Here is a 22,632-nt window from a genome sequence, read left to right on the forward strand (position 1 = left end):
GCGGGTCTTTTCATGTCAGCCGATGCCAAAACCGTCGAAGCGCGCTGTGTGCGCCTCAGCGCCAAAGCTGAAAATGCCGCTGCGCTTGCGCCGACAATTGAGCGGCAGATGCTTGCGCGCGGGCCGAACGATCTTCTGATCGAGGTGAAGGCTGCCGCGCTCAATCCCTCCGACGTCAAGGCTGCGACCGGGCTGATGCCCTATGCCGTGTTCCCCCGGACCCCCGGCCGCGACTATGCCGGCGTGGTGATTGACGGGCCCGCCGGCACCATTGGGAACGAAGTGTTCGGCTCGTCCGGGGACCTCGGCATTCGTCGTGACGGCACTCATGCGAGCCATCTCGTGGTCGAAGCCGATGCGGTCGTGGAGAAGCCGAAGACTGTGTCCTGGGAGGAGGCCGCCGGCATCGGCGTGCCCTTCGTGACCGCGATGGAAGGCTTTCGCAGGGCGGGCGTGCCGAAGCGCGGCGAGACCGTTCTGGTTTTCGGGGTGAATGGCAAGGTCGGTCAGGCCGCGGTGCAGATCGCGACCTGGCAGGGCGCGCGCGTGATCGGTGTGGTGCGCAGGGCGGAAGCCTATGAAGGCCACACCAACGCGCCCATCGAGGTGATCGACGCCTCCGCCACCGAAACCGCCGCGCGCGTGCACGAATTGACCGGCGGCAAGGGCGCCGACGTCGTCTTCAACACGGTCGGCGATCCCTATTTCCAGGCCGCGCACAAATCGCTCGCGCTTCGCGGCCGCCAAATCCTGATCGCCGCGATCGACCGCATCGTGCAGTTCAACATCCTCGAATTCTATCGGGGCCAGCACACTTATGTCGGCATCGACACGCTGGGTCTATCCTCGGCCGCGACGGGTGCGGTGCTGCGCGACATCGGGCCGGGTTTTGCGAGCGGCCATCTGAAGCCGTTTCCGATCAGGGCGAATGCGATCTATCCGCTGGAGCGCGCGAAGGAAGCGTATGTTGCGGTCGCCGGCTCCTCGCGTGACCGGGTGATCCTGAAGCCGTAACCATGGAATCCACGCAACTCGTTATCCTCGCCGGCCTGGCCATCGGTTTCGTCTACGGTGCCGTTGGCCTGCTCAGCGGTTTCTGCCTGATGAGCAGCATGCGCGGGTTACTGGCTGAGGGCGACGGGCGGCTGGTGCGGACCTACGCGCTCGCAATCGCTGTTGCGATCGCCGCGAGCCAGTTCCTCGCCGGCAGCGGCACGGTCGATCTCGGCAAGTCGATCTATCTGCAGCAATCGTTTTCGCCGGCGGTGCTGTTCCTCGGCGGCCTGCTGTTCGGCTACGGCATGGTGCTTTCGAACGGCTGCGGCTCGCGGGCGCTGGTGCTGCTCGGCCGCGGCAATCTCCGCTCCTTCGTGGTCGTGATCGTGCTCGCGATTGCCGCGCAGATGACGCTGAAGGGCCTCATCGCACCGGCGCGCATTGCGCTGGTCCAGGCAACGCAAGCCACGGCTCCTGCCAATTCGCTGCCGTCGTTGCTGGCGACGCTCGGCTTCACGGAATCGCTTTCACGCGCGCTCGCCGCGGCCGCGACAACCGTCGCGCTGAGCCTGTTCGCTTTCGCGCATCCTGCGTTCCGTCGCTCGCCCGGTCAGGTCGTAGCGGGCATCATTGTGGGCCTCCTCGTCGCCGGCGGCTGGCTGGCCACCGGCTATCTCGGTGCCGACGACTTCAATCCGGTCCCCGTGACCTCCCTTACGTTCGTCGCGCCGATCGCCGATAGCCTGCAATATGCCATGCTCTCGACTGGACTGACGCTCAACTTCGGCATCGCGACGGTGGCCGGCGTCTTCGCCGGCAGTCTGGTGACGGCACTCGCAACTGGCCGCTTCAAGCTCGAAGGCTATTCCTCGCCGCGCCACATGCTCCGCTCAGGGACCGGTGCCGCGCTGATGGGGATCGGCGGCGTGATGGCGTTCGGCTGCTCGATCGGGCAGGGGCTCACCGGCGTGTCTACGCTCGCGCTGGGATCGTTCGTCGCGGCTGCCGGCATCCTGCTCGGCACCGCGGCGGGCCTGCGCGGGGTTCTGCGGGTTCAGCCTCTCGCGGTGGCCTGACTGCGCAACAACCGATCGCCCAGCGTCGCAAGGCCGATGCCGGAGACGATCAGCGCGGCCGCGACGGCAAGGCTCGCGTCGATGGGTTCACCCAGAAGGATCGCAGCGCTGGCGATGCCGACCAGCGGTGTCCCGGTGGTGCCGAGCGACGTCGTCAGGGCTGAGATGCTCTTGTTGACCATCGACATCGCCCAATAAGCCAGGACCGTTCCGACCAGGCCCGAATAGAGAAACAACAATACGAGCCTCCACGACCACTCCACATGCGGGAGGCCATCCACAGCTGTCGCGCCGACCGACAGCACGATCGTTGCCACGAGCACCTGCCAAAGCAAAAGCTGAAGCGGAGATCCGATCCAGCGATGCGCGCGGATATAGATGATGTTCGCAGCCCAAGAGATCGCGGCCAGGATGACCATGCCGGCGCCGAGCAGCACGTTTGGGTTGGTCCAGTCGATCGAGGATGGATTCAGGATGACGGCAAGGCCGATCAGCCCGAGCAGAGCGCCGGCGAGCTTCGGCGCCGTCAGCGTGTCCTTGCCGAAAAGGGGCGCGGCGAGTGCGACCCAGACCGGCGTGGTGTAGCCGAGCACGATGCCCTTGCTTGCGGGCAGGAAGCGAAGGCCGCTGGCAACCAGGATCGAGAACAGCGTCATATGCAGCAGCGCCACGCTCAGGATCACGGGAAAGTCGCGTCGCTCCGGGATCACGAGATTGTTGCTCAGTCCGAGCAGCACGAACAATCCAGCCAGCGCGATCCAACTCCGGATTGCCGCGCTCCACAACGGCGGGACGAACTGCACGAGCTGCTTGGTCACCGACCAATTCACGCCCCAGGCCAGCACCACGATGAGGAACAGGCCGATGGCCGCACGGGGTGACAGGGTGTTCATGTCGCAGGTCCTTGAAGCAGTCCGAGCCGCCGGATAGCATCCCGACTGGCATTTGAAAAAGTGCCAGATTGGAGAAGAAGAGAGTGCCAGTATCCGACACGACGATCTCCGCGTTGATCGAGCTGAAGCGGACCGATGGCGAGGGGCTGGTGGCGCAACTGACGAGCCAGCTGCGAGGCCTGATCGCGACCGGCCGCCTCGGCAAAGGCCGCGTGCTGCCGTCGAGTCGACGGCTTGCGAGCGATCTCGGCGTCTCGCGCAACACCGTCACATACGCGTTCGAGCAGCTCGCGGCCGAGGGATATGTCGCAGCGTCTCATGGCCGCCGTCCCGTGGTCATGATCGACGGCCACGAACGCATCGAACGGGGCGCCGTCGCAGCGGGCGAATGCGTCGGCAAACTGCGGCTCTCGCCTTGGGCTACGAAGCTCCAGCAGGCCGACTGGCCGATGTCTTATCGAGGGGAGCTCAAACCGCTGCGCCCGGGGCTGGGCGATTTCAGGGAGTTTCCGAACGAGGTCTGGGCACGGTGCCTGCGCCGCAGCGCCGTGCATGCAGGCAGGCGCGAGCTGGGACCGGTCAACCGGCTGCGCCTGCGGGAGGCGCTGACGCATTATCTGGCGACGAACCGGGACGTCCGCGCCACGGCGGAGCAGATCATGATCCTGCCGAGCGCGCAGGCCGCGCTGACCTTGATTGCTGCCACACTCATTTCACCGGGCGATCATGTATGGGTTGAAGACCCCGGCTATCCCGGCGCGGCGGCTGCCTTTCACGCATCCGGCGCGCGCCTGACCGGCATCAGGCTGGATGAACAGGGCATGCAGCGAATGCCAGGCCTTGGAGCTCCCAGGCTGATCTTCATGACGCCGTCGCATCAGCACCCAACCGGCCGGTTGATGTCGCTAGCCCGTCGAACCGAGTTTCTCGCGGCAAGCCGGCCCGGCAGGACCTGGATCGTCGAGGACGATTACGACGGCGAATTCCACTACGACAGCCGGCCGGTGCCGGCCTTGCAGGGGTTAGATGCCCATGGCGGTGTGTTCTATGTCGGCACATTCTCGAAGGCGATGAGGTCGGACATCCGGCTCGGCTATCTGGTCGCGCCGGCGGCGCTGGTCAGCACCTTGGAGATCGCGCAGCAGCACATGGGACTGATCGCCGCCAGCCACATCCAGGAGGCGCTGGCCGAATTCATCGCCGATGGGCACTTCCTCGCACATCTGCGCCGCATGCGCCGGCTCTATCACGCGCGCCGCGATCATCTTGTCGAGGAGCTGCAGCGGCATCTCGGTGGCATGCTCTTAGTCGAGGTGCCCCCCGGCGGTATCCAGCTCGTCGCCCGTCTCGAGCGCGGCCGCACTGATCGGGCGGCGGTGAAGCGGCTGGTCGAGGCGGGCGTCGAAACGCGCGCCTTGTCCAGCCTAGCGCTCGGCAAGCCGCGCGATCACGGCCTGCTGCTCGGCTTTGCGGCGTGGCGCGAAAACGAGATCAGCGCGGCCGTGCGCACGATGGCGTCGTGCTTCTAGTGGGGCATCGCTACTCCACCGCTTTCGTCACGATCCGGATCTCCGACGTCAGCGTCCGGTGCACCGGGCACTTGTCGGCGATCTCCATCAGCTTCTTGCGCTGCTCGGCATCGAGGGCGCCGTCGATCGCGATGTCGCGCTCGATCTGGTCGAGCATGCCCTCGCGGGTCTCGCACTCCGCACAATCCTTGGCGTAGATCTTGGAATGCTTCAGCGTGACCGTGACGCGGTCGAGCGGCAGCGACTTGCGGTCGGCATAGAGACGCATGGTCATCGAGGTGCAGGCACCTAAGCCGGCGAGCAGGAAATCGTACGGGCCGGGCCCGGCATCCGCGCCGCCGGCTGCAATGGGCTCGTCCGCCACCAGATGATGCGGGCCGACGGTGATGGTCTGGTTGAACTTGCTCTTGCGGGTCTCCTGCACCACGACCTTCCGCGGCTCCTCCGGCAGATCCATCGGCTTTGCGGGCGTCGCTGCATCGACGTAACGGCTGGCCCAAGCCACGATCACGTCGGCGGCGTAGAGCGCGTCGGCAGGCTTGGTCAGAAGATGATCGGCATGGTCGAGCGAGACGAAGCTCTTGGGGTGTCTTGCTGCAACGAAGAGCTTCGTTGCGTTGTCGATGCCGACGGTATCGTCAACGGGCGAATGCATCACCAGCAGCGCCTTGTGCAGGCCGGTGACGTCCTTCATCAGCTCGTGCTCGGCGATATCGTCGAGGAATTCGCGCTTGATCCGGAACGGGCGTCCCGCGAGCGAGACTTCGACCTCGCCTTGCGCGCGGATGTTGTCGAGATGCTCCCTGAACAGGCCGGTGACGTGGGCGGGATCCGAGGGCGCCGCGATGGTGGCCACCGCTCTCGCCTCGGGAATCCGTCCGGCAGCGGCGAGGATCGCGGCGCCACCGAGGCTATGGCCGATCAGGATCGAGGGCGCCTTGCGGGTCTCGCGCAGATGATCGGCCGCGCGCACGAGATCGGCAACGTTGGAGGAGAACGTCGAGTTGGCGAAATCACCGCCGCTGGAGCCGAGCCCGGTGAAGTCGAAGCGCAGCACCGCGATGCCCTTGGCGGCGAGCGCGACCGAGATGCGCTTGGCCGCCAGCGTGTCCTTGCCGCAGGTGAAGCAATGCGCGAACAGCGCGAAAGCCGCGGGCTCGCCGTCAGGCAGCTCCAGCGCGGCCGCGAGCTGATGGCCGCCTTCGCCGGTGAATTGAAAGCGTTCCGTCGGCATGGGCTTCCCCCCGTCTTGCTCGAACCTAATCGCCCGAATAGCGCTGCTCGGCCCAGGGATCACCGCGGTTATGATAGCCGCGGACTTCCCAGAAGCCCGGCGCGTCCTCGGTCAGGAATTCGATGGCCTGGAGCCATTTCGTGCTCTTCCAGAAATAGAGGTGCGGCACGACCAGCCGCACCGGGCCGCCATGCTCCTCCGTCAGCGGCTGGCCGGACCAGCTGTGGGCGAGCAGCGCGTCCTCGGCGGCAAAATCCTCCAGCGCGAGATTGGTGGTGTAACCGTCATAGGAATGCAGCACGACGAAGCGAGCATCCTCGCGCGGCTGGCAGGCCACCAGCAGCTCACGCGTGGCGAGCCCTTCCCATTCGTTGTCATAGCGCGACCAGGTCGTGACGCAATGGATGTCCGAGGTGAACCGGGACTGCTTCTGCGCGGCGAATTCGGCAAAGGTCCAGAACACGGGGGTCTCGACCGCGCCATAGACGTCGAGCCGCCAGCGCTCGCGCGAGACCGGCGGCGTGACCCCGAGATCGAGTACCGGCCAGTCCTTGGTGAGGTGCTGCCCGGGCGGAAGCCTTTGATCCTCCGGGCGTGTAATCTTGCCGGTGAGAAAGCGGCCCTCGCGCGCCCACTTCTCCTTGGTGCGCGTCAGCTTGCTGTCGGATGGCGTCTCGTCGGTCATGGCCTGTGCTCGTGGCGATGCATGGCTGAGGCGTGCTTGGTGTCGCGCACGCCATGAAAGGCCTGTCCGCTTCCTTTGGGAAGGCTTTACATCGCCTTTCCGAGCAAAAATGGCAACTGGCGGGGGCCGCGCACCGTTCCTTGCGACCAAGTCACCGTGCCTGCCGGATCGAGCCGGAAGTCGGGAATCCGCTTCAGCCATTCCTCCAGCGCCACCTGCATTTCCATGCGCGCGAGGTTGGAACCGACGCAGCGGTGGATGCCGAGGCCGAAGGCCGCATGGCGGTTCTCGCGCCGGTCGATCACGACTTTGTCAGCGTCCGGAAACATCGTGGGGTCGCGGTTGGCTGCCGGGAACGACAGCAGCACCATGTTGCCCGGCTTGACCGGACAGCCGGACACCGTAGTCTCCTTGACCACTTCACGCGCCATCGTCACCGGCGAATAGGCGCGCAGCAGCTCCTCCACGGCGGTTGGAATCAGTCCGGGCTCGGCGATTAGCCGCTCGCGGTCGGCCGGCGTCTTCGCAAGATGCCAGAGCGAGGAGCCGATCGCGCTCCAGGTGGTGTCGATGCCGGCGATCAGCAGCAGGCGCAGCGAGCCCATCACATGGGTGTCCTCGAGCGGATTGCCGTTCTTGTCCCTGGCGTTCATCAGGTAGGAGATCAGGTCGTCGGTGGGCTTGCTCTTGCGCGCTTCGATGTGGCCGCCGAAATAGGCCGTCATCTCCTGCACGGCCTGGAGCAGCTTGCTCTCGTCCTTGATGCCGAGCTCGAGGATCATGTGGATCCAATTAATGAAAAGGTCGCTGTCGCTCTCGGGAATACCGAGCATGTGCGCGATCGCCCGAACCGGGATGTGCTTGGTGTAGCGCGCCGCAGCGTCCACCCTCTGCTCGGCGATGAAGTCGTCGATCAGCTCGTTGCAGATGGCGCGGACGCGCGGCTCGAGCTTCTTCATCGCGTCCGGGGTGAACGGCGGCAGCAGCAATTGCTTGGCCGGCTTGTGCTCGGGCGGATCGGAGGTGATCGGCGGGGCTGCGTTCCTGCTGGTGATTTCCGGCCGTACGTCGCGGACGATGATGCGGCGGGAGGAGAAGTGCTCGGTGTCGTTGGCGATCTCGCGCACGGCCTCATAGGTCGTCGGCAAATAGCAGCCGAGGAAGCGTTTCGTGTGCACCACGGGGCTTACGGCTCGCAGCTCGTCCCAGATCGGGAACGGGTCCTCGGTCCATTGCGGATCGGTGTGGTCGAAATCATGAACCCAGTCGGTGACGGGCGGATGGGCGACAGGCTGGTCGACGTCGGACATGGCAGGGAATCCCTTGGCTCGTATTCGCTGAACGCAGCGGGGCGGCAACGGCCGCACTATTCCTCGATCACATCGATTGCGATTTCCGGGCAGTTGGATTTCGCAAGCCAGGCCTTGTCCTCGAGTCCCGGAGGGACGGTGCCGTCACCAGCTTCGTGCGCGTTGCCGTATTCGTCGAGCTCGAAAAGCTCCGGCGCGAGCGCCTTGCAGCGGGCATGGCCCTGGCATTTGTCGGGATCGACGTGAACCTTCAGTCGCTCTGCCATTCTCGGCTTCCTTGGTCGTGTGCGCGCGAGGGCCCGAAGGCGGCGCGTTTCCTCATCTCGGTTCTATTTAAGTTATATACTATTACATTCGCGGCGGGCTTCCCTTGTCAAGCGGGAACTTGTAGGCTTCGCCCCGACATGCGTTCACGACCAGCCCGCAAGCCCGCGAAGACCTACCACCATGGCGATCTTCGCGATGCGTTGATCGAGGCCGCGCTGCAAGAGGCGGAGCGGGGCGGCGCGGAGGCGATCAGCATCAAGGCGCTTGCCAAGAAGCTCGGGGTCTCGCAGCCGGCGCCATACCGGCATTTTGCCGACCGCGAGGCGCTGCTCGCCGCCGTCACCGCGCAAGCATTCCGGCAGCTCTCGGCGCTCTTGCGTGATGCGATGGCAAAGCCGTCGCAGCAATCGAAGCTCTCGCGGCTCGCACAGGCGACGCTCGATTTCGGCTTGCGCCGGAATGGCATCTACCGCCTGATGTTCGCCTCGCGCACGGTGTCCTGCGCGGCCAAGGGCAGCGAGCTGCACGAGGCAACGCGGGAGACCTTTGCGCTCGTCATCGAAGCTCTGGAAGCGCCCGCCGTGGGCTATTTGCGCGAACGGCAGGCGCTCAAGATCTGGGCGGCGCTGCACGGCGTGGTGATGCTGGCCGAGCAGGGCCTGTTCACGGGCGAGGCGGCGCATGCCACGCGCGAGGAGCTGGTCGAGGATTTCGTCAACGAGACGAAGGCTGCGCTTGCGGTCGCGATCAAGGATGCGCGACGTCGGACCAAGGCCGGCGCTTAGAGCATGATCCGGAAAAGTGCATGGCGGTTTTCCGAAAAGATCATGCTCAAACAATAACCTAAAGCGCGATGACGATCCATCCTAATCGCATCGCGCTTTAGGCCTTCGCCTTCAGCAGCTTCATCAGCTTTTCGACCGCGCTGTCCGGCGTGGTCACGACGGGGCGGCCGGTGGCCTCCGCGACCAGCGGCGCCGTCGCGGCGATGCTGAATTGCGCCAGCGCGATGACGTCGCAATCGCGCAAGCTCCGTGAGGCCTCCGCGATCAGCCGGTCATGCGTGGCGCGGTCGCCGCGGTCGAGCGCGGCCAGCGCGCCGTCGGCGAGCTTCGGCACCACCTCGACGGAGGCGGGAAACTCGGGCGGCATCGACGCCAGCGTCGGCGGAAAGGTCGAGAGCAGGCCGATGCGCCGGCCGATGGTCACCGCCCTCTCGATCATGGCCTCGTTCGGCTTTAGCACCGGCATCGGCGCATGCGCGCGCGCGACGGCCTCGATGCACGGGCCGAAGGCGGAGCAGGTGAACAGGATTCCATCCGCTCCCGTGGCCGCTGCGTAGTCGCCGAGCGCGAGGAACCGTTCCGTCATGGCATTGTTGAGTTGCCCGTCGCGGGCGAGATCCGCCGAGAGACTGTCGTCAAGCAGGTTCATCAGCCGCGCCTCGGGCCACGCCTGCGCAAACGCTGCCTCGATCGGGGCGATGGAATGCTTGAGGGCGTGGATAAGGGCGATGCGCATGGGGGGCTCGATGCTTCTTCTCCCTCTCCCCGTTCTTACGGGGAGAGGGTCGGGGGTGAGGGGCTCTCTCGGCATAAAAAGGTGAGAGTTGGACGCGCGGAAACTCCCCCTCACCCGGGTTGCTGCGCAATCCGACCTCTCCCCGCAAGCGGGGAGAGGTGAACTCCCTTACTTGAACGGAATGGCGTACATCAAGCCGCCTTTGCTCCAGAGACCGTTGAGGCCGCGATCGAGCTTGAGCGGGCTCGCCTTGCCGATATTGCGCTCGAAAATCTCGCCGTAATTGCCGCCGACCTTGATCGCCTTGACCAGCCATTTGTTGTCGAGCCCGAGCCGCGAGCCGAGGTCGCCGCTGGCCCCCAGCAGCCGCTGGATCGCAGGCGTTTGCGACTTCGTCATCTCCTCGACATTGGCTTGCGTGACGCCGAGCTCCTCGGCCTCGATCAGGCCGTAATGCAGCCAGGTGATGATGTCGCTCCAGACCTCGTCGCCGTTGCGGGTGAAGGATCCGAGCGGCTCCTTACTGATGGTCTGCGGCAGCACAATGTAGTCGGCTGCGTTCGGCGCGGCCGTGGTCACCGCGCCGGCGAGGGCCGAAGCGTCCTGGGTCATCGCATCGCAGCGGCCGCCGAAGAAGGTCTGGTACATGGTGTCGACGCGGTCGAACACCAGGGGCTTCCAGTCGATGCCGTTGGCGCGGCCGTAATCGCCGAGCGTGACCTCGTGCGTGGTGCCCTGCGCGACGCAGACGGTGGCGCCCTTGAGGTCCTTCAGCTCCTTGACGCCGAGGTCCTTCTTCACGACAAAACCCTGGCCGTCGTAGAAGTTGATCGGACCCTGCCGCAGGCCCAGCGTCGCGCCGCGCAAATAGGTCTGCGTCGAGTTGCGATAGAGCACGTCGATCTCGCCCGATTGCAGGGCGGTGAAGCGGTTCTGAGCCGTCAGCGAGACGTAGCGCACCTTGGTAGGATCGCCCAGCACGCCGGCCGCCAGCGCGCGGCAATAATCGACGTCGAGACCCCTGTAATTGCCTTGCGAGTCCGGCGCCGAGAAGCCGGCAAAACCGGCACTGACGCCACACACCAGCGTGCCGCGGCTCTTCACCGTATCGAGCGTCGCGGCCGCTGCGATCACCGTCGATGCCGCGAGCAGGCCCGCTGCGATAACCACTTTCCTCATACTACTCTCCCCTCACTGATTGACACTACGCAACACGCTGTCGACGGCCGTGCCCAGCTTGTCGACGATCAGGTCGATTTCGTCCGCCGAGGCGATATAGGGCGGTGCCAGCAGCACGTGGTCGCCGCGCACGCCATCGACGGTACCACCGGTGGGATAGCAGCCGAGGCCACCGGCAAAGGCCTCCGCCTTGATCTTCTGGTGCAGCTTGAGGGCCGGATCGAACGAGGTGCGGGTAGCGCGATCGGCGACCAGCTCGATCGCCCAGAACAGGCCGCGGCCCCTGATGTCGCCGACATGGCGATGATTGCCGAAGCGTTCGGTCAGGCGCTGCTCGAGCTGCTTGCCGCGCTCCTTCACGCGGTCGAGCAGGCCATCCTCGCGGATCACATCCTGCACCGCGAGCGCCGCAGCGCAGGCGAGGGGATGCGCCAGATAAGTGTGGCCGTGCTGGAACGCGCCCGAGCCTGCGCGGATGGTGTCGATGATCTTGCCGCTTGCCAGCATCGCACCGATCGGCTGATAGCCGCCGCCGAGCCCCTTTGCGATCGCCTGGATGTCGGGGGCGACACCTTCTTGCTCCCACGCATGCATCGTGCCGGTGCGGCCCATGCCGCACATGACCTCGTCGAGAATGAGCAGCGCACCGTGACGGTCGCAGATCTCGCGCATCGCTTTGAAGTAGCCGTCCGGGGCGGTCACGGCGCCGGCGGTGGCGCCGACGACGGGCTCGGCGAGGAAGGCGGCGACGGTGTCGGGGCCGAGCCGCTGGAACTCGGCTTCGAGCTCGGCGGCGAGGCGCGCGACGAACCGCGCGTCCGACTCGCCCTCGCGCTTCTCGCGATAGGCGAACGCCGGCGTGACGTGGCTGAAAGCGGTCGAGAGCAGCGGCGCATAGGGAGCGCGACGCCAGGCATTGCCGCCGGCGGCGAGCGCGCCGAGGGTGTTGCCGTGATAGCTCTGCCGCCGCGCGATGAAGTGCTGCCGCTGCGGTTCGCCGCGCTCGATGAAATATTGCCGCGCCAGCTTGATGCTGGCTTCGATCGCCTCCGATCCGCCGCTGACGAAATAGGCGTAGGCGAGCCCGCCGGGCTCGTGTCCGACCAGTGTTTCAGCAAGTGCTTCCGCCGGCTCGGAGGAGAAGAAAGCCGTATGCGCATAGGCGAGGGTGGACGCCTGCTTGGCCATCGCCGCGATCACGCGCGGATGCTGGTGGCCGAGGCAGGAGACCGCCGCCCCGCCGGAGGCATCGATGATGCGACGTCCGTCCTCGGCGAAGAGATAAACGCCCTCGCCGCCGATCGCCTTTGGCGGGGTTTCGCGCAGCGAGCGATGCAGCACGCGGCTGGTGCGAGTGCTCATGGGTCAACCTTTCTCCGGGACGTAGGTGGAGGCAGCAGTGAGCCGCGCCTCGGTGTTTTCCAGCCGCTTCTTCGCGGCGGCGCCGCCGAGCGAGAATGTGACCGCCGCGAGCGACTGCGCGATCGCGATCGCGCCCGTGAGACTGGGGAAAAAGCCGGGCGAGGAGGCTGCCTCGAACAGCAGCACATGGTCGGCGCCTTCGGCCATCGGTGCCGACAGGCTGTCCGCAATCGCGATCAGCGTCGCGCCGCTGCGATGCGCGGCCTGCGAGACGCGGACGCTCGCATGCGTGTAAGGCAGGAAGCCGATGACGATGACGGCTTCGCTGGGCCGGAACGCGCCGAGATCGAGGTCGTCGGGCCCGGACGTGCCGACGAGCTGCACCTGTTCGGGCCGGAACAGGCGCAGCTCGTAGTTCAGGAGTTCCGCGACGCTGCGGCAGCTGCGATAGCCCGCGATCCAGATCCGCTTGGACTCGTGCAGCGCGCGCGCCGCTTCCGCGATCGGCTGTGCCGGGATGCGCGGAAGGCCGGCGGCCTCGGCCTCGAGCTTGTCGAGGATGAGCGTAACATCGGCGTTCGGCCCGTGACGGCGGCCTCTTGTGCGGCCGGAGAAGGGCGCGGTCTGGGACGGCCGCCGCGCCTCGGTCAGCGCCGCACGCAGCTCGTCCCATCCGGAATAGCCGATCGCTTTCGCAAGCCGCGTGAACGCGGCGGGATCGGCACCGGCTTCCGCTGCGAGATCGCGCATCGAGCGGGTGGTGGCATCGTAGTCGTTGGCGGCGACGAAACGGCCGACCTCCTGTAAGCGCAGGGGGAGCGACGGCAATGCGATGCGCAGTTCGCTCAAGGGCGAGGATTTCGCGGGCTCGGCCATGAAACATTTGTTGCATGAATCTGAGTTCGATGCAACAGTTGACGTGCGTCGCCGGAAACCGCTGCATTCGACGAAGGATTTTTGTGCTGTGACCGCCGATCATCCCAGGCCGCCGCCGCGCCGCCGCTTCGTGCTCGGCCGCAACCAATTGAAGGGCCTGTTCTGGCAGGTCCTGGTGGTCGGCATCGCGATCGCAGTGATCGCCTTCCTCTGGTCCAATACCGTCACCAATCTGTCGGCCCGCCGCATTACGACCGGCTTCGCTTTTCTCGGCCGTGAGGCCGGTATGCCGATTGCCGACAACCTGCTCGCCTACAATCCTGGGGATACCTACCTCTGGGCCTTCGTCGTCGGCGTCGCCAACACCTTGCGCGTCGCCGTGATCGGTATCGTGCTCGCGACGATCCTCGGCACCCTGATCGGGATCTCGCGGCTGTCGGCCAATTGGTTGCTGTCGCGGCTTGCCGCGGTCTATGTTGAAACGCTCCGCGACATCCCGCTGCTGCTCCAGCTGCTGTTCTGGTACGTGCTGATGCAGGCGCTGCCGGCTGCACGTGCCGCCTGGCGGCCCGTCGAGGGCATATTCCTGTCCAATCGCGGCCTGATCCTGCCTGCGATCCCGTTCGGTCCGCCGCAACTCACGGTGCTCGGCACCGCGGTGCTGGGCTGTGCGGTGTTCTTCCTCTTCCGTCGCTGGTTGGTCGCACAGCAGATGCGCGACGGCAAGCCGCGGCCGGCCTGGCCGTCTGCGCTCGGCCTCATCGTCGTGGTGCCGGCGGCGGTCTCGCTGGTGCTCGGCGCGTCCTGGACGGTCGAGTGGCCGCAGCTGCGCGGCTTCAATTTCGTCGGCGGGCTGACGCTCGCGCCGGAATACTTCGCGCTGCTGATCGCACTGGTGACCTACACCTCCGCCTTCATCGCCGAGATCGTGCGCAGCGGCATCCAGTCGGTGCCACGCGGGCAATGGGATGCCGCCAACGCACTCGGCCTGCGTCGCAGCTTCATGCTGCGGCAGATCATCTTGCCGCAGGCGCTGCGCGTCATCGTGCCGCCGATGACGAGCCAGTATCTCAACCTGACCAAGAACTCCTCGCTCGCGGTCGCGATCGGCTACCAGGACGTGGTCTCGATCGCCAACACAACGCTGAATCAGACCGGACAGGCCATCGAAGCTATCGCGCTGATCATGGCGGTGTTCCTGACCATCAGCCTTTCGATCAGCTTCTTCATGAACTGGTACAATGCGCGCATCGCGCTGGTGGAGCGCTGATCATGACCGGGATCACGGACATCCCCGATGCACCCCGGACCGCCCGCCGACCGCAGCTGGGCAATCCGGTGCTGCACTGGCTGCGCAAGAACCTGTTCTCCTCGATCCCGAATGGGATCATCACCGTTCTGCTAATGGTGCTGCTCGCCAAGGGCATTTTCAGCTTCGTGCAATGGGGCATCGCCAATGCGGTCTGGCTGACGCCCACCAACGATTCCAGCGCCTGTCGCGCCGCGCGTGGCCTCGGCGCCTGCTGGGCCATCGTCCCCGAGAAGTATCGCTTCATCCTGTTCGGCACCTATCCGTTCGACGAGCAGTGGCGGCCGGCACTGTCGGTCGTGCTGTTCATCGCACTGTACTACCTCTCGACCCGCCGCGCGCTGTGGCGGCGCGAGCTGGTCTATCTCTGGATCGGTGCACTGGCGGTGATCAGCGTGCTGATGTGGGGCGGCGTGCTCGGCCTGTCCTTCGTCTCGCAGGACCGCTGGGGCGGCTTGCCCGTGACGCTGATCCTGGCGACGTTCGGCCTCGCTGTCGGCTTTCCGCTCGGTATCCTGGTCGCGCTCGGGCGGCGCTCGAAGCTGCCGGCGATCCGCTCGCTCAGCGTGCTCTATGTCGAGCTGATCCGCGGCGTGCCGCTGGTGAGCCTGCTGTTCATGGCGAGCGTGATGTTTCCGCTATTCATGCCGGCCGGATTCAACATCGACAAGCTGCTGCGCGCACAGATCGCGATCATCCTGTTCGCCGGTGCTTACCTCGCCGAAGTGATCCGCGGCGGGCTTCAGGCCGTGCCGCGCGGGCAATATGAAGCCGCCGACGCGCTCGGCCTGTCCTACTGGCGCAAGCACCGGCTGATCATCCTGCCGCAGGCTATCCGCCACGTCATCCCGCCGCTGGTCAACACCTTCATCGCCTTCTTCAAGGACACCAGCCTGGTGCTGATCATCGGCATCTTCGACCTGCTGACGACGGCGAAGACCGCGATCATCGATCCCGCCTGGCAGCAGTTTTCGGTCGAGGTCTACATCTTCGTGGCCGCGATCTACTTCGTCTTCTGTTTCGCGATGTCGCGCTACAGCCGGAGCCTGGAGGCGCCGACAACGCCGAAGTGACGGGCGGTTTCTGGTTTGGTGCCGCTTGTTTGCGCTTGCGCCGATTTCCGATCTTGATCTCTAATACCAGAGGTTGCTCCTGCGGTCGACTTGGCGAGGCTGTCATGCGCGTGGCCGTTTTGCGGCAATTCACCGCCGCCCAGATTTGCGTCCTGATCTTCACAACCGCTCTCGGCGTGTCATCGTGCGCCGCGGAGGGGTTGCGGCGCTATCGCGCGCCGATCGGTGAGAGTTCGATTTCGGGAATTTCGTCGGGCGCGTTCATGGCCGTTCAGTTCGGCACGGCATGGTCGTCGGTGATCAAGGGCGTCGGTGTGGTCGCGGGCGGCCCTTATTGGTGCGCAAAGGCGGACGCGTTCGACGCCGTCACCTGGTACTGGGGGCCGATCCGGCGGGCCACGGGTGCATGCATGAAAGGGCCGGCGTCGGATCTGAATCCGAAGGATTTTACGGCAAAGGCCGACGCGAAGGCCGCAACGGGCGAGATCGACCCTCTCAGCAATGTCGGCAGGCAGAAGATCTATCTCTTTCACGGCTACAATGACGCGATCGTCGACAAGGCCGCGACCGATGCGGCCGCCGATTTCTATCGCCATTATCTGGGGGATGCCAATCGCGGCAACTTGTTCTATCAGGCCACGCTCGGCGCGGGCCACTCGTTCGTCGTGGCGAAACAGGGTGCACCCGGGCTCAACGAGTGCAAGGCCAACACGGCGCCCTATATCGACCAATGCGGCTATGACCAGGCCGGCGTCATCCTGCAGCATATTTACGGCCGCCTGAATCCGCCCAATGCCGCGCAGCTTGCAGGTTCGGTGAAGAGCTTTGATCAATCGATCTATACCACGCCGCATCTGCCCGACGCGTTGAGCATGGGCGATGCCGGCTATGTGTTCGTACCCAGGGATTGCGAGCAGGGCAGTCCGTGTCGCGTCCATGTTGCGCTCCACGGATGCAAGCAGGACGTCGCCGATATCGGACGCAGATTCGTGGATGAGGCCGGCTACAATGAGTGGGCGGACACGAACCGCCTGATCATTCTCTATCCGCAGACCAAGACCAGCCCATACTGGCCAAGCAATCCGCAGGCCTGTTGGGATTGGTGGAGTTACGTCAACCATCAGGATAGCTACGTGACGAAGTCCGGATCGCAAATCAAGGCGATCAAGGCGATGCTGGATGCGCTCACGGCCGCTGCCGCGGCGCCTGCCGGCGCGACCGCGCCCTCGCTATCGGCACCGCAGTCGCTCACGGTGATCGATACGTCGGATAGCGGCGCTGACCTGGCCTGGTCTCCAGGAGACGACGGAACGACCTACCGGGTTTCGCGTGCGGGACCCGATGGTGCGTTCCAAGCGGTTGGCGACGTGACAGGCGCGAGCTTTGGGGATTCCGGTCTGACGCCGAAAACAACATATCGATGGCGTGTCTCGGTCATTCTGAACGGGGCGGTGGGCCCGAGCTCCGAGGAGGCGACCGGCACCACGCGATCGACGCCTCCTCGCTGCGCCAATCCCGGCTCCTGCCCGATCGCCAAATAGCGAACCGAGCAACCGTCCCAGCCTGGAGGCGGCCAGCGGGAGGTGAGGTCTCGTGTCCCGGCTCTGCGACGCAGCGCTGGCGCGCTGCCCCTTGTCCGGGACACGAGAGTGAGGCTAGTCCTTCACCTTCGGATCGATCGGCGTCGTACCGCGCAGGCCCAGAATATCCTCCAGCACCTTCGCTCCGGCAATCACCTGCGCATCGGCGCGCGGCGCGCCGACCACCTGCACGCCGACCGGCAGGCCCGAGGCCGTGAAGCCGCAGGGCAGGGAGAGAGACGGGCAGCAGGCCAGCGTGATGGCGTAGACGATGCCGAGCCACTCGACGTAGTTTTCGAACCTCTTGCCGGCGCATTCGGCGACATAGCGATGCTCGATCGGGAAGGGCGGAACGATCGTGGTCGGCGTCAGCAACAGATCGTAGCTCTTGAAGAACTCGACTGCCCGCGCCGTCATGCCGACGCGCTGCGCCTCGGCGCGCGCGAGCTGCTCGACCGTGAGCTTGAGGCCTTCCTCGATGTTCCAGATCACCTCGGGCTTGAGCAGGTCGCGCTTGGTGCGCAGCAGATTGGCCTTGGTGATCGCAAAGTCGAAGGCGCGCAGCACGTGGAAGCATTCATGCGCCTCGCGCCAGTCCGGATGCGCCTCCTCGACGATGGCGCCGGCTTCGGCGAAACGTTCGGCGGCCTTTCGTGTGATCGCCTTCACTTCGGGATCGACCGGGGTGATGCCGAGATCGGGCGAATAGGCGATGCGCCTCGGCCGCTTGCCCGCCTGGGCCGCCGACAGGAACGAGGTTGCGGGAGCCGGCAGCGACAGCGGATCGTCGGCATAGTCGCCGCTCATGGCATCCAGCAGCAGCGCGAGATCCTCGACGTTGCGCGCCATCGGGCCGACCACGCCTAAATTGCGATCGATGCCGGACTTTGGGGTATGCGCGACGCGGCCGATGCTAGGCCGCATGCCGACGACGCCGCAGAAGGCCGCGGGGCTGCGCAAGGATCCGCCCATGTCGGAGCCTTGGGCGAGCCAGGCCATGCCGGTCGCCAGCGCCACCGCCGCGCCGCCGGAGGAGCCCGCGGCCGATTTCGTCGTGTCCCAGGGATTGAGCGTCGCGCCGAACACCTCGTTGAACGTGTTGGCACCGGCCCCGAACTCCGGCGTGTTCGACTTGGCGTAGACGACCGCGCCGTTGGCCTCGAGGTTCTCGACCATGAGGTCAGACTTCGCGGGGATGTTGTCCTTGAAGATCGGCGAGCCCTGCGTGTTCAACACGCCTGCAACGTCGGTCAGATCCTTGATTGGCACCGGCAGCCCGGCGAGCAGCCCGCGCGCGCCCGCCGGCTTCTGCATCAGTGTCTTCGCACTCTCCCGCGCGCGATCGAAGCACAGCGTCGGCAGCGCGTTGACCTTGCCGTCGACCTCCTTGATGCGCTTCTCCAGCACGTCCAAGAGCTCGAGCGGCGAGACGTCGCCGGAGCGCAGCTTGTCGATGACGGTGCAGGCGGTTTCGCGGATCAGGTCTTGAGACAACTATCTTACTCCCGTGCTTGTTGTGTCGTCATTGCGAGCGCAGCGAAGCAATCCAGACTGTCACTGCGGCAAGATTCCTGGATTGCTTCGCTGCGCTCGCAATGACGAGAATAGAGTTAACCCCACCCGGCGCTGATGCCGCCGTCGACGGTGTAGATCACGCCCGACGTATAGCCGGCGCGATCCGAGGCCAGGAACGCCATGAGGTCGCCGATCTCGCGCGCATGCGCGGGACGGCCGAGCGGCAGGCTCTTCTGGAATTCCTTGTAGCGGCTCTCGTCGCCGAACTGGTGCTTGGCCCGCGTCTTGAGCAGGGTGACGTGGCGGTCGGTGCCGACGGGGCCGGGATTGATGCCGACCACGCGGATGTTGTCGCCCAGGCTCTTGCCGCCGAGCGCCCGTGTGAACGCCATCAGCGCGGCATTGCCGGCGCTGCCGCAGATGTAGTTGGCGTCGAACTTCTCGCCGGCCGCGCCGATGTCGTTGACGATGACGCCGCCGCCCCTGGCTTTCATCTGAGCGTAGACGTAGCGCGTCAGGTTGATATAGCCGAACACCTTCAGTTCCCAGGCGTGCCGCCAGGTCGCCTCGTCGATCTTGTCGATCGAGCCGCCCGGGATGTCGCCGGCATTGTTGACGAGCACGTCGATGTCGGCGGCTTCCTTCGCCAGCCGGGCCACGTCCTCCTCCTTGCGCAGATCGACGATGCTCGTTGTGGCGTCGATCTGGTGCGCGGCGCGCAAACGGTCGGCCAGCGCCTTGAGCTGATCGCCGCTACGCGCCGCGAGGAGGAGATGCGCGCCTTCCTCGGCGAAGGCCTCGGCGGCGGCTGCGCCAATGCCCTTGGACGCGCCGGTGATCAGGACGCGCTTGCCGCGCAGATGCAGATCCATGGGGATACTCGTTCGTGGGAACAGCATCAAATCAGTAGGCGCTTGGCCGCGCCATGGTCAACATTGCAGTGCAGCGTTGCACTGCCGCCGCGTTTGGTCCATTGCAGTGCAGTCAGAAGGCGGCGACTGCCGGACCAACCAAGGACGTTCTCGATGAGCAAGAAACAATACCGGATCGCGGTCATTCCCGGCGACGGCATCGGCAAGGAGGTGATGCCGGAGGGCCTGCGCGTTTTGGAGGCGGCGGCGAAGAAGCACAACGTCTCGCTGCATTTCGACCATTTCGACTTCTCCTCTTACGACTATTACGAGAAGCACGGCCAGATGATGCCCGACGATTGGAAGGAGAAGATCGGCAAGCACGATGCGATCTATTTCGGTGCGGTCGGCTGGCCGGCCAAGATCCCGGACCACGTCTCGCTGTGGGGCTCGCTGATCAAGTTCCGCCGCGAGTTCGACCAGTACGTCAACCTGCGCCCGGTGCGGCTGATGCCCGGCGTGCCCTCGCCGCTGGCGGGGCGCAAGCCGGGCGACATCGATTTCTGGGTGGTGCGCGAGAACACCGAAGGCGAATATTCCTCGGTCGGCGGCCGCATGTTCCCGGACACCGACCGCGAGTTCGTGACGCAGCAGACGGTGATGACCCGCACCGGCGTCGACCGCATCCTGAAATTCGCTTTCGAGCTCGCGCAGTCGCGGCCCAAGAAGCACCTGACCTCGGCGACCAAGTCCAACGGCATCTCGATCACCATGCCCTATTGGGACGAGCGCGTGGAGGCGATGGCCAAGAAGTTTCCAGGCGTCAAGTGGGACAAGTACCACATCGACATTCTCACCGCGAACTTCGTGCTGCATCCGGACTGGTTCGACGTCGTGGTCGGCTCCAACCTGTTCGGCGACATCCTCTCCGACCTCGGCCCGGCCTGCACCGGCACCATCGGCATCGCTCCGTCCGGCAACATCAACCCGGAGGGCGATTTCCCATCCGTGTTCGAACCGGTGCACGGCTCGGCGCCCGACATCGCCGGCCAGGGCATCGCCAACCCGATCGGCATGATCTGGTCCGGCGCGATGATGTTCGAGCATCTCGGCGAGAAGGAAGCCGGCAAGTCGATCGTCGAGGCGATCGAGCGCACGCTCGCCGAACGCACGCTGCGCACCAAGGATCTCGGCGGCAATGCCGACACGACGGCGTGCGGCAAGGCGGTTGCGGATATGGTGGATTAGTTCGCCGCTTCACCCTCTCCCCTTGTGGGAGAGGGTGGCTTCGATGCGAAGCATCGAAGACGGGTGAGGGGTCTGTTTCCGCAGATGCAGACCTATCAGCCGTAAAATTGTTCGCCGAGAGAACCCCTCATCCGGCGCCATAGCCGAAGCTTCGCTTCGGCGTTCTTAGGAACGGCGGCCCAAGGCCGCCTATGCCACCTTCTCCCACAAGGGGAGAAGGGAACGGCAGCAGTGCTTTGGCCTACGACTACACATACGACTTCCGCGACGGATCGAATATCGGCGGATAGTCGTTCTCGTCGAGCAGATCGAGAAACGGATCGAGCCCCCTGGACTTGATCAGCCCGAGCTCCTGATGCGAGATCAGGTTCACGGTCAGGATCTCCACCGGATCGCCCGCAATCTCCAGCGCCTCGGCGATCTCCTTGTCGGGGCCGATGATCGGTGTGAGCAACAGGAACGTCTGGAAGTCCGTTCCTGCAACCGGCGGCCACGGAAGCGCGACGCGATGGCCGAAGCCGAACCAGGTCGTGTCGATGAACGGCAGATTGGCCAGCCAGCGCAGATTGGCGCAAACGTCCTGCGTCGGCTCGCGGACGTACCACATCAGCTCGGCCCGGGGCTTCGCGTCGCCGGGGACGCCGTGCATCCGTTGCTCGCTCATCCCGTTGGTGAGAAGGACATAGCCTTCGTCGGAGCCCTCCTGGCAGACCGGGACGAAATCGCGGCCGAAGGCGTGGATGTCGATGCGGCGCTCTGCGTTATCAGTGAATGTGCGCTCGGGCTCGCCAAGCTCGCTCTCGTAGATGGCGAGCCGTTGCCGGTAGAGATCGGATCCGGGCGACGGAAGGTTTGAGCCGGACACGAATTTTGCGAGACGGGAGAGCATGCGAACCTCGGGCGGATGCAATCGGATATCCGCATTGTCGCAAGGTCATGCGGGACGGTTCAAATCCGTGCCGCGAGCACGTCGATATCTTCGCCACCGTCCAGTCTCGCTTGCGCGATTGGTCATGAGGCGAGGCGACGCCGAGGAACGCGCCTCGCTCCGATCAGCTCGCGATCTTCTCGATGGCCGTCTGTTCCAGCCCGAACTTCTTCCCGGCATCCAGGATCTCCTGCCAGGTGGTTGGGTCGACCGGGATGCCCTCGGCGAGACGTTTCTTCTTGATCTCGCGCTCCGGCTCGCCCGCGATTCTGACCTTGTCGACGCCGGGGGCAGGCGGCGAGCCGGTGTGCCAGCTCACGAAGCTCTCAACTTCGCGTGCAAGGTTCTCGCCGGTGCCGAGCTTGCCCGGATCGATGACGATCGAGAGCATGCCGTTAAGGACGTTGTACTTGCCGTCGGACGAGCCCTTGACCACCTGGCCGCCGGAGAGCGCGCCGCCGAGGATCTCGCACACCAGCGCAAGGCCCGAGCCCTTGTGCTCGCCGAACGGGAGGATGGCACCGTAGGGCGGAATCACGGTGTAGCGCGGATTGATCGTGGGCTTGCCCTCGTGATCAATGATGGTGCCGACCTCGAGCTCGACGCCCTTGTTATGGGCAACACGGGTCTTGCCCTGCGCGATCCTGCTGGTGGCGAAGTCGAGCACGATCGGATCCTTGCCGGCGCGCGGGATGCCGACGCAGAACGGATTGGTGCCGTGGCGTGCGTCGCTGCCGCCCCAGGGCGCCACGATCGGGCGCGAGATCACGTTGACGAAGTGGATCGAGACCAGCCCGTGGTCGATGCACTGCTCGGCCCAGTGGCCGATGCGGCCGATGTGATGCGAATTTGAGAGGCCGACAAGGCAAACACCGTTCTTCTTTGCGCGCTCGGCCGCGAGCTCCATCGCTTCATGGCCGATCACCTGGCCGTAGCCGGTGAGGCCGTCGAGGGTGAGAAGCGGGCCGGTGTCGAGCACGATCTTGACGTGCGAATTCACGGCGAGGCCGCCATTGGTGACGCTCTGGACGTAGCGCGGAATCATGCCGACGCCGTGCGAGTCGTGTCCCTTCAGATTGGCTTCGACGAGATTGGTGGCCACGAGCTCGGCCTCGCGGTCCGAGGAGCCGCCGGCCCTGACGATGGCATGGATGGCCTTGGTGAGCGACTCTGCCTTGATGATGCGATAGTCGGCCATTG

Annotated in this window: 21 protein-coding genes; 8 read left to right on the forward strand and 13 right to left on the reverse strand. The window is 65.3% G+C overall.

The genetic code is table 11. The features are described from left to right. The first annotated feature begins 12 nt into the window (after positions 1–12). Complete coding sequence (locus I6F37_RS22120) at positions 13–1,014, forward strand: zinc-binding alcohol dehydrogenase family protein (protein ID WP_225152684.1); 1,002 nt, start codon at positions 13–15, stop codon at positions 1,012–1,014. Positions 1,015–1,016: 2 nt separating this feature from the next. Continuing rightward, on the forward strand, positions 1,017–2,072 hold the full coding sequence (locus I6F37_RS22125) for a YeeE/YedE family protein (protein ID WP_225152686.1): 1,056 nt from the start codon (positions 1,017–1,019) through the stop codon (positions 2,070–2,072). On the opposite strand, the gene I6F37_RS22130 is transcribed toward I6F37_RS22125, so the two are convergent. Continuing rightward, positions 2,051–2,965, reverse strand: a complete 915-nt coding sequence (locus I6F37_RS22130; RefSeq protein WP_225152688.1) for a DMT family transporter — start codon at positions 2,963–2,965, stop codon at positions 2,051–2,053. The two genes, I6F37_RS22125 and I6F37_RS22130, sit on opposite strands and share 22 nt — an antisense overlap. Before the next feature lie 83 nt (positions 2,966–3,048). On the opposite strand from I6F37_RS22130, the gene I6F37_RS22135 reads away from it, so the two are divergent. Further along, complete coding sequence (locus I6F37_RS22135) at positions 3,049–4,494, forward strand: PLP-dependent aminotransferase family protein (RefSeq protein ID WP_225152690.1); 1,446 nt, start codon at positions 3,049–3,051, stop codon at positions 4,492–4,494. Positions 4,495–4,504: 10 nt separating this feature from the next. Here the strand turns inward: I6F37_RS22135 and I6F37_RS22140 are convergent, their stop codons facing one another. From I6F37_RS22140 to I6F37_RS22155, 4 genes are all read right to left on the reverse strand, one after another. Continuing rightward, positions 4,505–5,728: a bifunctional alpha/beta hydrolase/OsmC family protein gene (locus I6F37_RS22140; RefSeq protein ID WP_225152691.1), complete on the reverse strand. Its 1,224-nt coding sequence runs from the start codon at positions 5,726–5,728 to the stop codon at positions 4,505–4,507. A gap of 25 nt (positions 5,729–5,753) precedes the next feature. Then, complete coding sequence (locus I6F37_RS22145; protein ID WP_225152693.1) at positions 5,754–6,413, reverse strand: sulfite oxidase-like oxidoreductase; 660 nt, start codon at positions 6,411–6,413, stop codon at positions 5,754–5,756. Between the two features lie 86 nt (positions 6,414–6,499). Continuing rightward, the gene (locus I6F37_RS22150) at positions 6,500–7,723 is read right to left on the reverse strand and encodes a cytochrome P450 (RefSeq protein ID WP_036025735.1); all 1,224 of its coding nucleotides are present in this window, start codon (positions 7,721–7,723) and stop codon (positions 6,500–6,502) included. A gap of 56 nt (positions 7,724–7,779) precedes the next feature. Beyond that, positions 7,780–7,989 (reverse strand): ferredoxin, encoded by a 210-nt coding sequence (locus tag I6F37_RS22155; RefSeq protein WP_018648108.1) that lies wholly within the window; start codon positions 7,987–7,989, stop codon positions 7,780–7,782. A gap of 138 nt (positions 7,990–8,127) precedes the next feature. Here I6F37_RS22155 and I6F37_RS22160 point away from each other — a divergent pair, with 138 nt between their 5' ends. Further along, complete coding sequence (locus tag I6F37_RS22160) at positions 8,128–8,775, forward strand: TetR/AcrR family transcriptional regulator (RefSeq protein ID WP_036025733.1); 648 nt, start codon at positions 8,128–8,130, stop codon at positions 8,773–8,775. A gap of 97 nt (positions 8,776–8,872) precedes the next feature. On the opposite strand, the gene I6F37_RS22165 is transcribed toward I6F37_RS22160, so the two are convergent. The 4 genes from I6F37_RS22165 to I6F37_RS22180 all read right to left on the reverse strand — a co-directional run bounded on the left by I6F37_RS22165 (position 8,873) and on the right by I6F37_RS22180 (position 12,928). Continuing rightward, complete coding sequence (locus I6F37_RS22165; protein WP_225114446.1) at positions 8,873–9,511, reverse strand: aspartate/glutamate racemase family protein; 639 nt, start codon at positions 9,509–9,511, stop codon at positions 8,873–8,875. A gap of 168 nt (positions 9,512–9,679) precedes the next feature. Further along, positions 9,680–10,690 carry an amino acid ABC transporter substrate-binding protein gene (locus I6F37_RS22170; RefSeq protein WP_225152695.1) on the reverse strand — a complete coding sequence of 337 codons (1,011 nt, stop codon included), beginning with the start codon at positions 10,688–10,690 and terminating at the stop codon, positions 9,680–9,682. Between the two features lie 12 nt (positions 10,691–10,702). Then, positions 10,703–12,052 carry an aspartate aminotransferase family protein gene (locus I6F37_RS22175; RefSeq protein WP_225152697.1) on the reverse strand — a complete coding sequence of 450 codons (1,350 nt, stop codon included), beginning with the start codon at positions 12,050–12,052 and terminating at the stop codon, positions 10,703–10,705. Between the two features lie 3 nt (positions 12,053–12,055). Further along, the gene (locus I6F37_RS22180; protein ID WP_074447505.1) at positions 12,056–12,928 is read right to left on the reverse strand and encodes a MurR/RpiR family transcriptional regulator; all 873 of its coding nucleotides are present in this window, start codon (positions 12,926–12,928) and stop codon (positions 12,056–12,058) included. A gap of 88 nt (positions 12,929–13,016) precedes the next feature. On the opposite strand from I6F37_RS22180, the gene I6F37_RS22185 reads away from it, so the two are divergent. From I6F37_RS22185 to I6F37_RS22195, 3 genes are all read left to right on the forward strand, one after another. Continuing rightward, entirely contained in the window at positions 13,017–14,198 is a 1,182-nt protein-coding gene (locus I6F37_RS22185) for an amino acid ABC transporter permease (RefSeq protein WP_036004908.1), read from the forward strand. A gap of 2 nt (positions 14,199–14,200) precedes the next feature. Next, complete coding sequence (locus I6F37_RS22190) at positions 14,201–15,310, forward strand: amino acid ABC transporter permease (RefSeq protein WP_225152699.1); 1,110 nt, start codon at positions 14,201–14,203, stop codon at positions 15,308–15,310. A gap of 104 nt (positions 15,311–15,414) precedes the next feature. After that, complete coding sequence (locus tag I6F37_RS22195) at positions 15,415–16,851, forward strand: hypothetical protein (protein ID WP_051056879.1); 1,437 nt, start codon at positions 15,415–15,417, stop codon at positions 16,849–16,851. 114 nt (positions 16,852–16,965) lie between these two features. On the opposite strand, the gene I6F37_RS22200 is transcribed toward I6F37_RS22195, so the two are convergent. Both I6F37_RS22200 and I6F37_RS22205 read right to left on the reverse strand, forming a co-directional pair. Further along, positions 16,966–18,384, reverse strand: coding sequence for an amidase (locus I6F37_RS22200; RefSeq protein ID WP_036004868.1), 1,419 nt, complete (start codon positions 18,382–18,384; stop codon positions 16,966–16,968). A gap of 116 nt (positions 18,385–18,500) precedes the next feature. Next, entirely contained in the window at positions 18,501–19,277 is a 777-nt protein-coding gene (locus I6F37_RS22205) for an SDR family oxidoreductase (protein WP_036004871.1), read from the reverse strand. A 153-nt stretch (positions 19,278–19,430) separates the two neighbouring features. Here I6F37_RS22205 and I6F37_RS22210 point away from each other — a divergent pair, with 153 nt between their 5' ends. After that, positions 19,431–20,504: a tartrate dehydrogenase gene (locus I6F37_RS22210; RefSeq protein WP_036004872.1), complete on the forward strand. Its 1,074-nt coding sequence runs from the start codon at positions 19,431–19,433 to the stop codon at positions 20,502–20,504. 247 nt (positions 20,505–20,751) lie between these two features. On the opposite strand, the gene I6F37_RS22215 is transcribed toward I6F37_RS22210, so the two are convergent. Both I6F37_RS22215 and I6F37_RS22220 read right to left on the reverse strand, forming a co-directional pair. Continuing rightward, a complete protein-coding gene (locus I6F37_RS22215; protein ID WP_036004875.1) occupies positions 20,752–21,393 on the reverse strand; it encodes a suppressor of fused domain protein in 642 nt (213 codons plus the stop codon). Between the two features lie 163 nt (positions 21,394–21,556). Further along, positions 21,557–22,630, reverse strand: a complete 1,074-nt coding sequence (locus I6F37_RS22220) for a malate/lactate/ureidoglycolate dehydrogenase (RefSeq protein WP_036004878.1) — start codon at positions 22,628–22,630, stop codon at positions 21,557–21,559. Positions 22,631–22,632 lie beyond the last annotated feature (2 nt).

Origin of the sequence: Bradyrhizobium sp. NBAIM08 (genome assembly GCF_020193935.1) — a bacterium.
Classification (GTDB): domain Bacteria; phylum Pseudomonadota; class Alphaproteobacteria; order Rhizobiales; family Xanthobacteraceae; genus Bradyrhizobium; species Bradyrhizobium yuanmingense.

Excerpts from the sequence above, each read along its gene's own strand:
- I6F37_RS22120 (WP_225152684.1), top strand. The coding sequence starts at position 13 with ATGTCAGCCGATGCCAAAACCGTCGAAGCGCGCTGTGTGCGCCTCAGC.
- I6F37_RS22125 (WP_225152686.1), top strand. The coding sequence starts at position 1,017 with ATGGAATCCACGCAACTCGTTATCCTCGCCGGCCTGGCCATCGGTTTC.
- I6F37_RS22130 (WP_225152688.1), bottom strand. The coding sequence starts at position 2,965 with ATGAACACCCTGTCACCCCGTGCGGCCATCGGCCTGTTCCTCATCGTG.
- I6F37_RS22140 (WP_225152691.1), bottom strand. The coding sequence starts at position 5,728 with ATGCCGACGGAACGCTTTCAATTCACCGGCGAAGGCGGCCATCAGCTC.
- I6F37_RS22145 (WP_225152693.1), bottom strand. The coding sequence starts at position 6,413 with ATGACCGACGAGACGCCATCCGACAGCAAGCTGACGCGCACCAAGGAG.
- I6F37_RS22150 (WP_036025735.1), bottom strand. The coding sequence starts at position 7,723 with ATGTCCGACGTCGACCAGCCTGTCGCCCATCCGCCCGTCACCGACTGG.
- I6F37_RS22155 (WP_018648108.1), bottom strand. The coding sequence starts at position 7,989 with ATGGCAGAGCGACTGAAGGTTCACGTCGATCCCGACAAATGCCAGGGC.
- I6F37_RS22160 (WP_036025733.1), top strand. The coding sequence starts at position 8,128 with ATGCGTTCACGACCAGCCCGCAAGCCCGCGAAGACCTACCACCATGGC.
- I6F37_RS22165 (WP_225114446.1), bottom strand. The coding sequence starts at position 9,511 with ATGCGCATCGCCCTTATCCACGCCCTCAAGCATTCCATCGCCCCGATC.
- I6F37_RS22170 (WP_225152695.1), bottom strand. The coding sequence starts at position 10,690 with ATGAGGAAAGTGGTTATCGCAGCGGGCCTGCTCGCGGCATCGACGGTG.
- I6F37_RS22175 (WP_225152697.1), bottom strand. The coding sequence starts at position 12,052 with ATGAGCACTCGCACCAGCCGCGTGCTGCATCGCTCGCTGCGCGAAACC.
- I6F37_RS22180 (WP_074447505.1), bottom strand. The coding sequence starts at position 12,928 with ATGGCCGAGCCCGCGAAATCCTCGCCCTTGAGCGAACTGCGCATCGCA.
- I6F37_RS22190 (WP_225152699.1), top strand. The coding sequence starts at position 14,201 with ATGACCGGGATCACGGACATCCCCGATGCACCCCGGACCGCCCGCCGA.
- I6F37_RS22195 (WP_051056879.1), top strand. The coding sequence starts at position 15,415 with ATGCGCGTGGCCGTTTTGCGGCAATTCACCGCCGCCCAGATTTGCGTC.
- I6F37_RS22205 (WP_036004871.1), bottom strand. The coding sequence starts at position 19,277 with ATGGATCTGCATCTGCGCGGCAAGCGCGTCCTGATCACCGGCGCGTCC.
- I6F37_RS22210 (WP_036004872.1), top strand. The coding sequence starts at position 19,431 with ATGAGCAAGAAACAATACCGGATCGCGGTCATTCCCGGCGACGGCATC.
- I6F37_RS22215 (WP_036004875.1), bottom strand. The coding sequence starts at position 21,393 with ATGCTCTCCCGTCTCGCAAAATTCGTGTCCGGCTCAAACCTTCCGTCG.
- I6F37_RS22220 (WP_036004878.1), bottom strand. The coding sequence starts at position 22,630 with ATGGCCGACTATCGCATCATCAAGGCAGAGTCGCTCACCAAGGCCATC.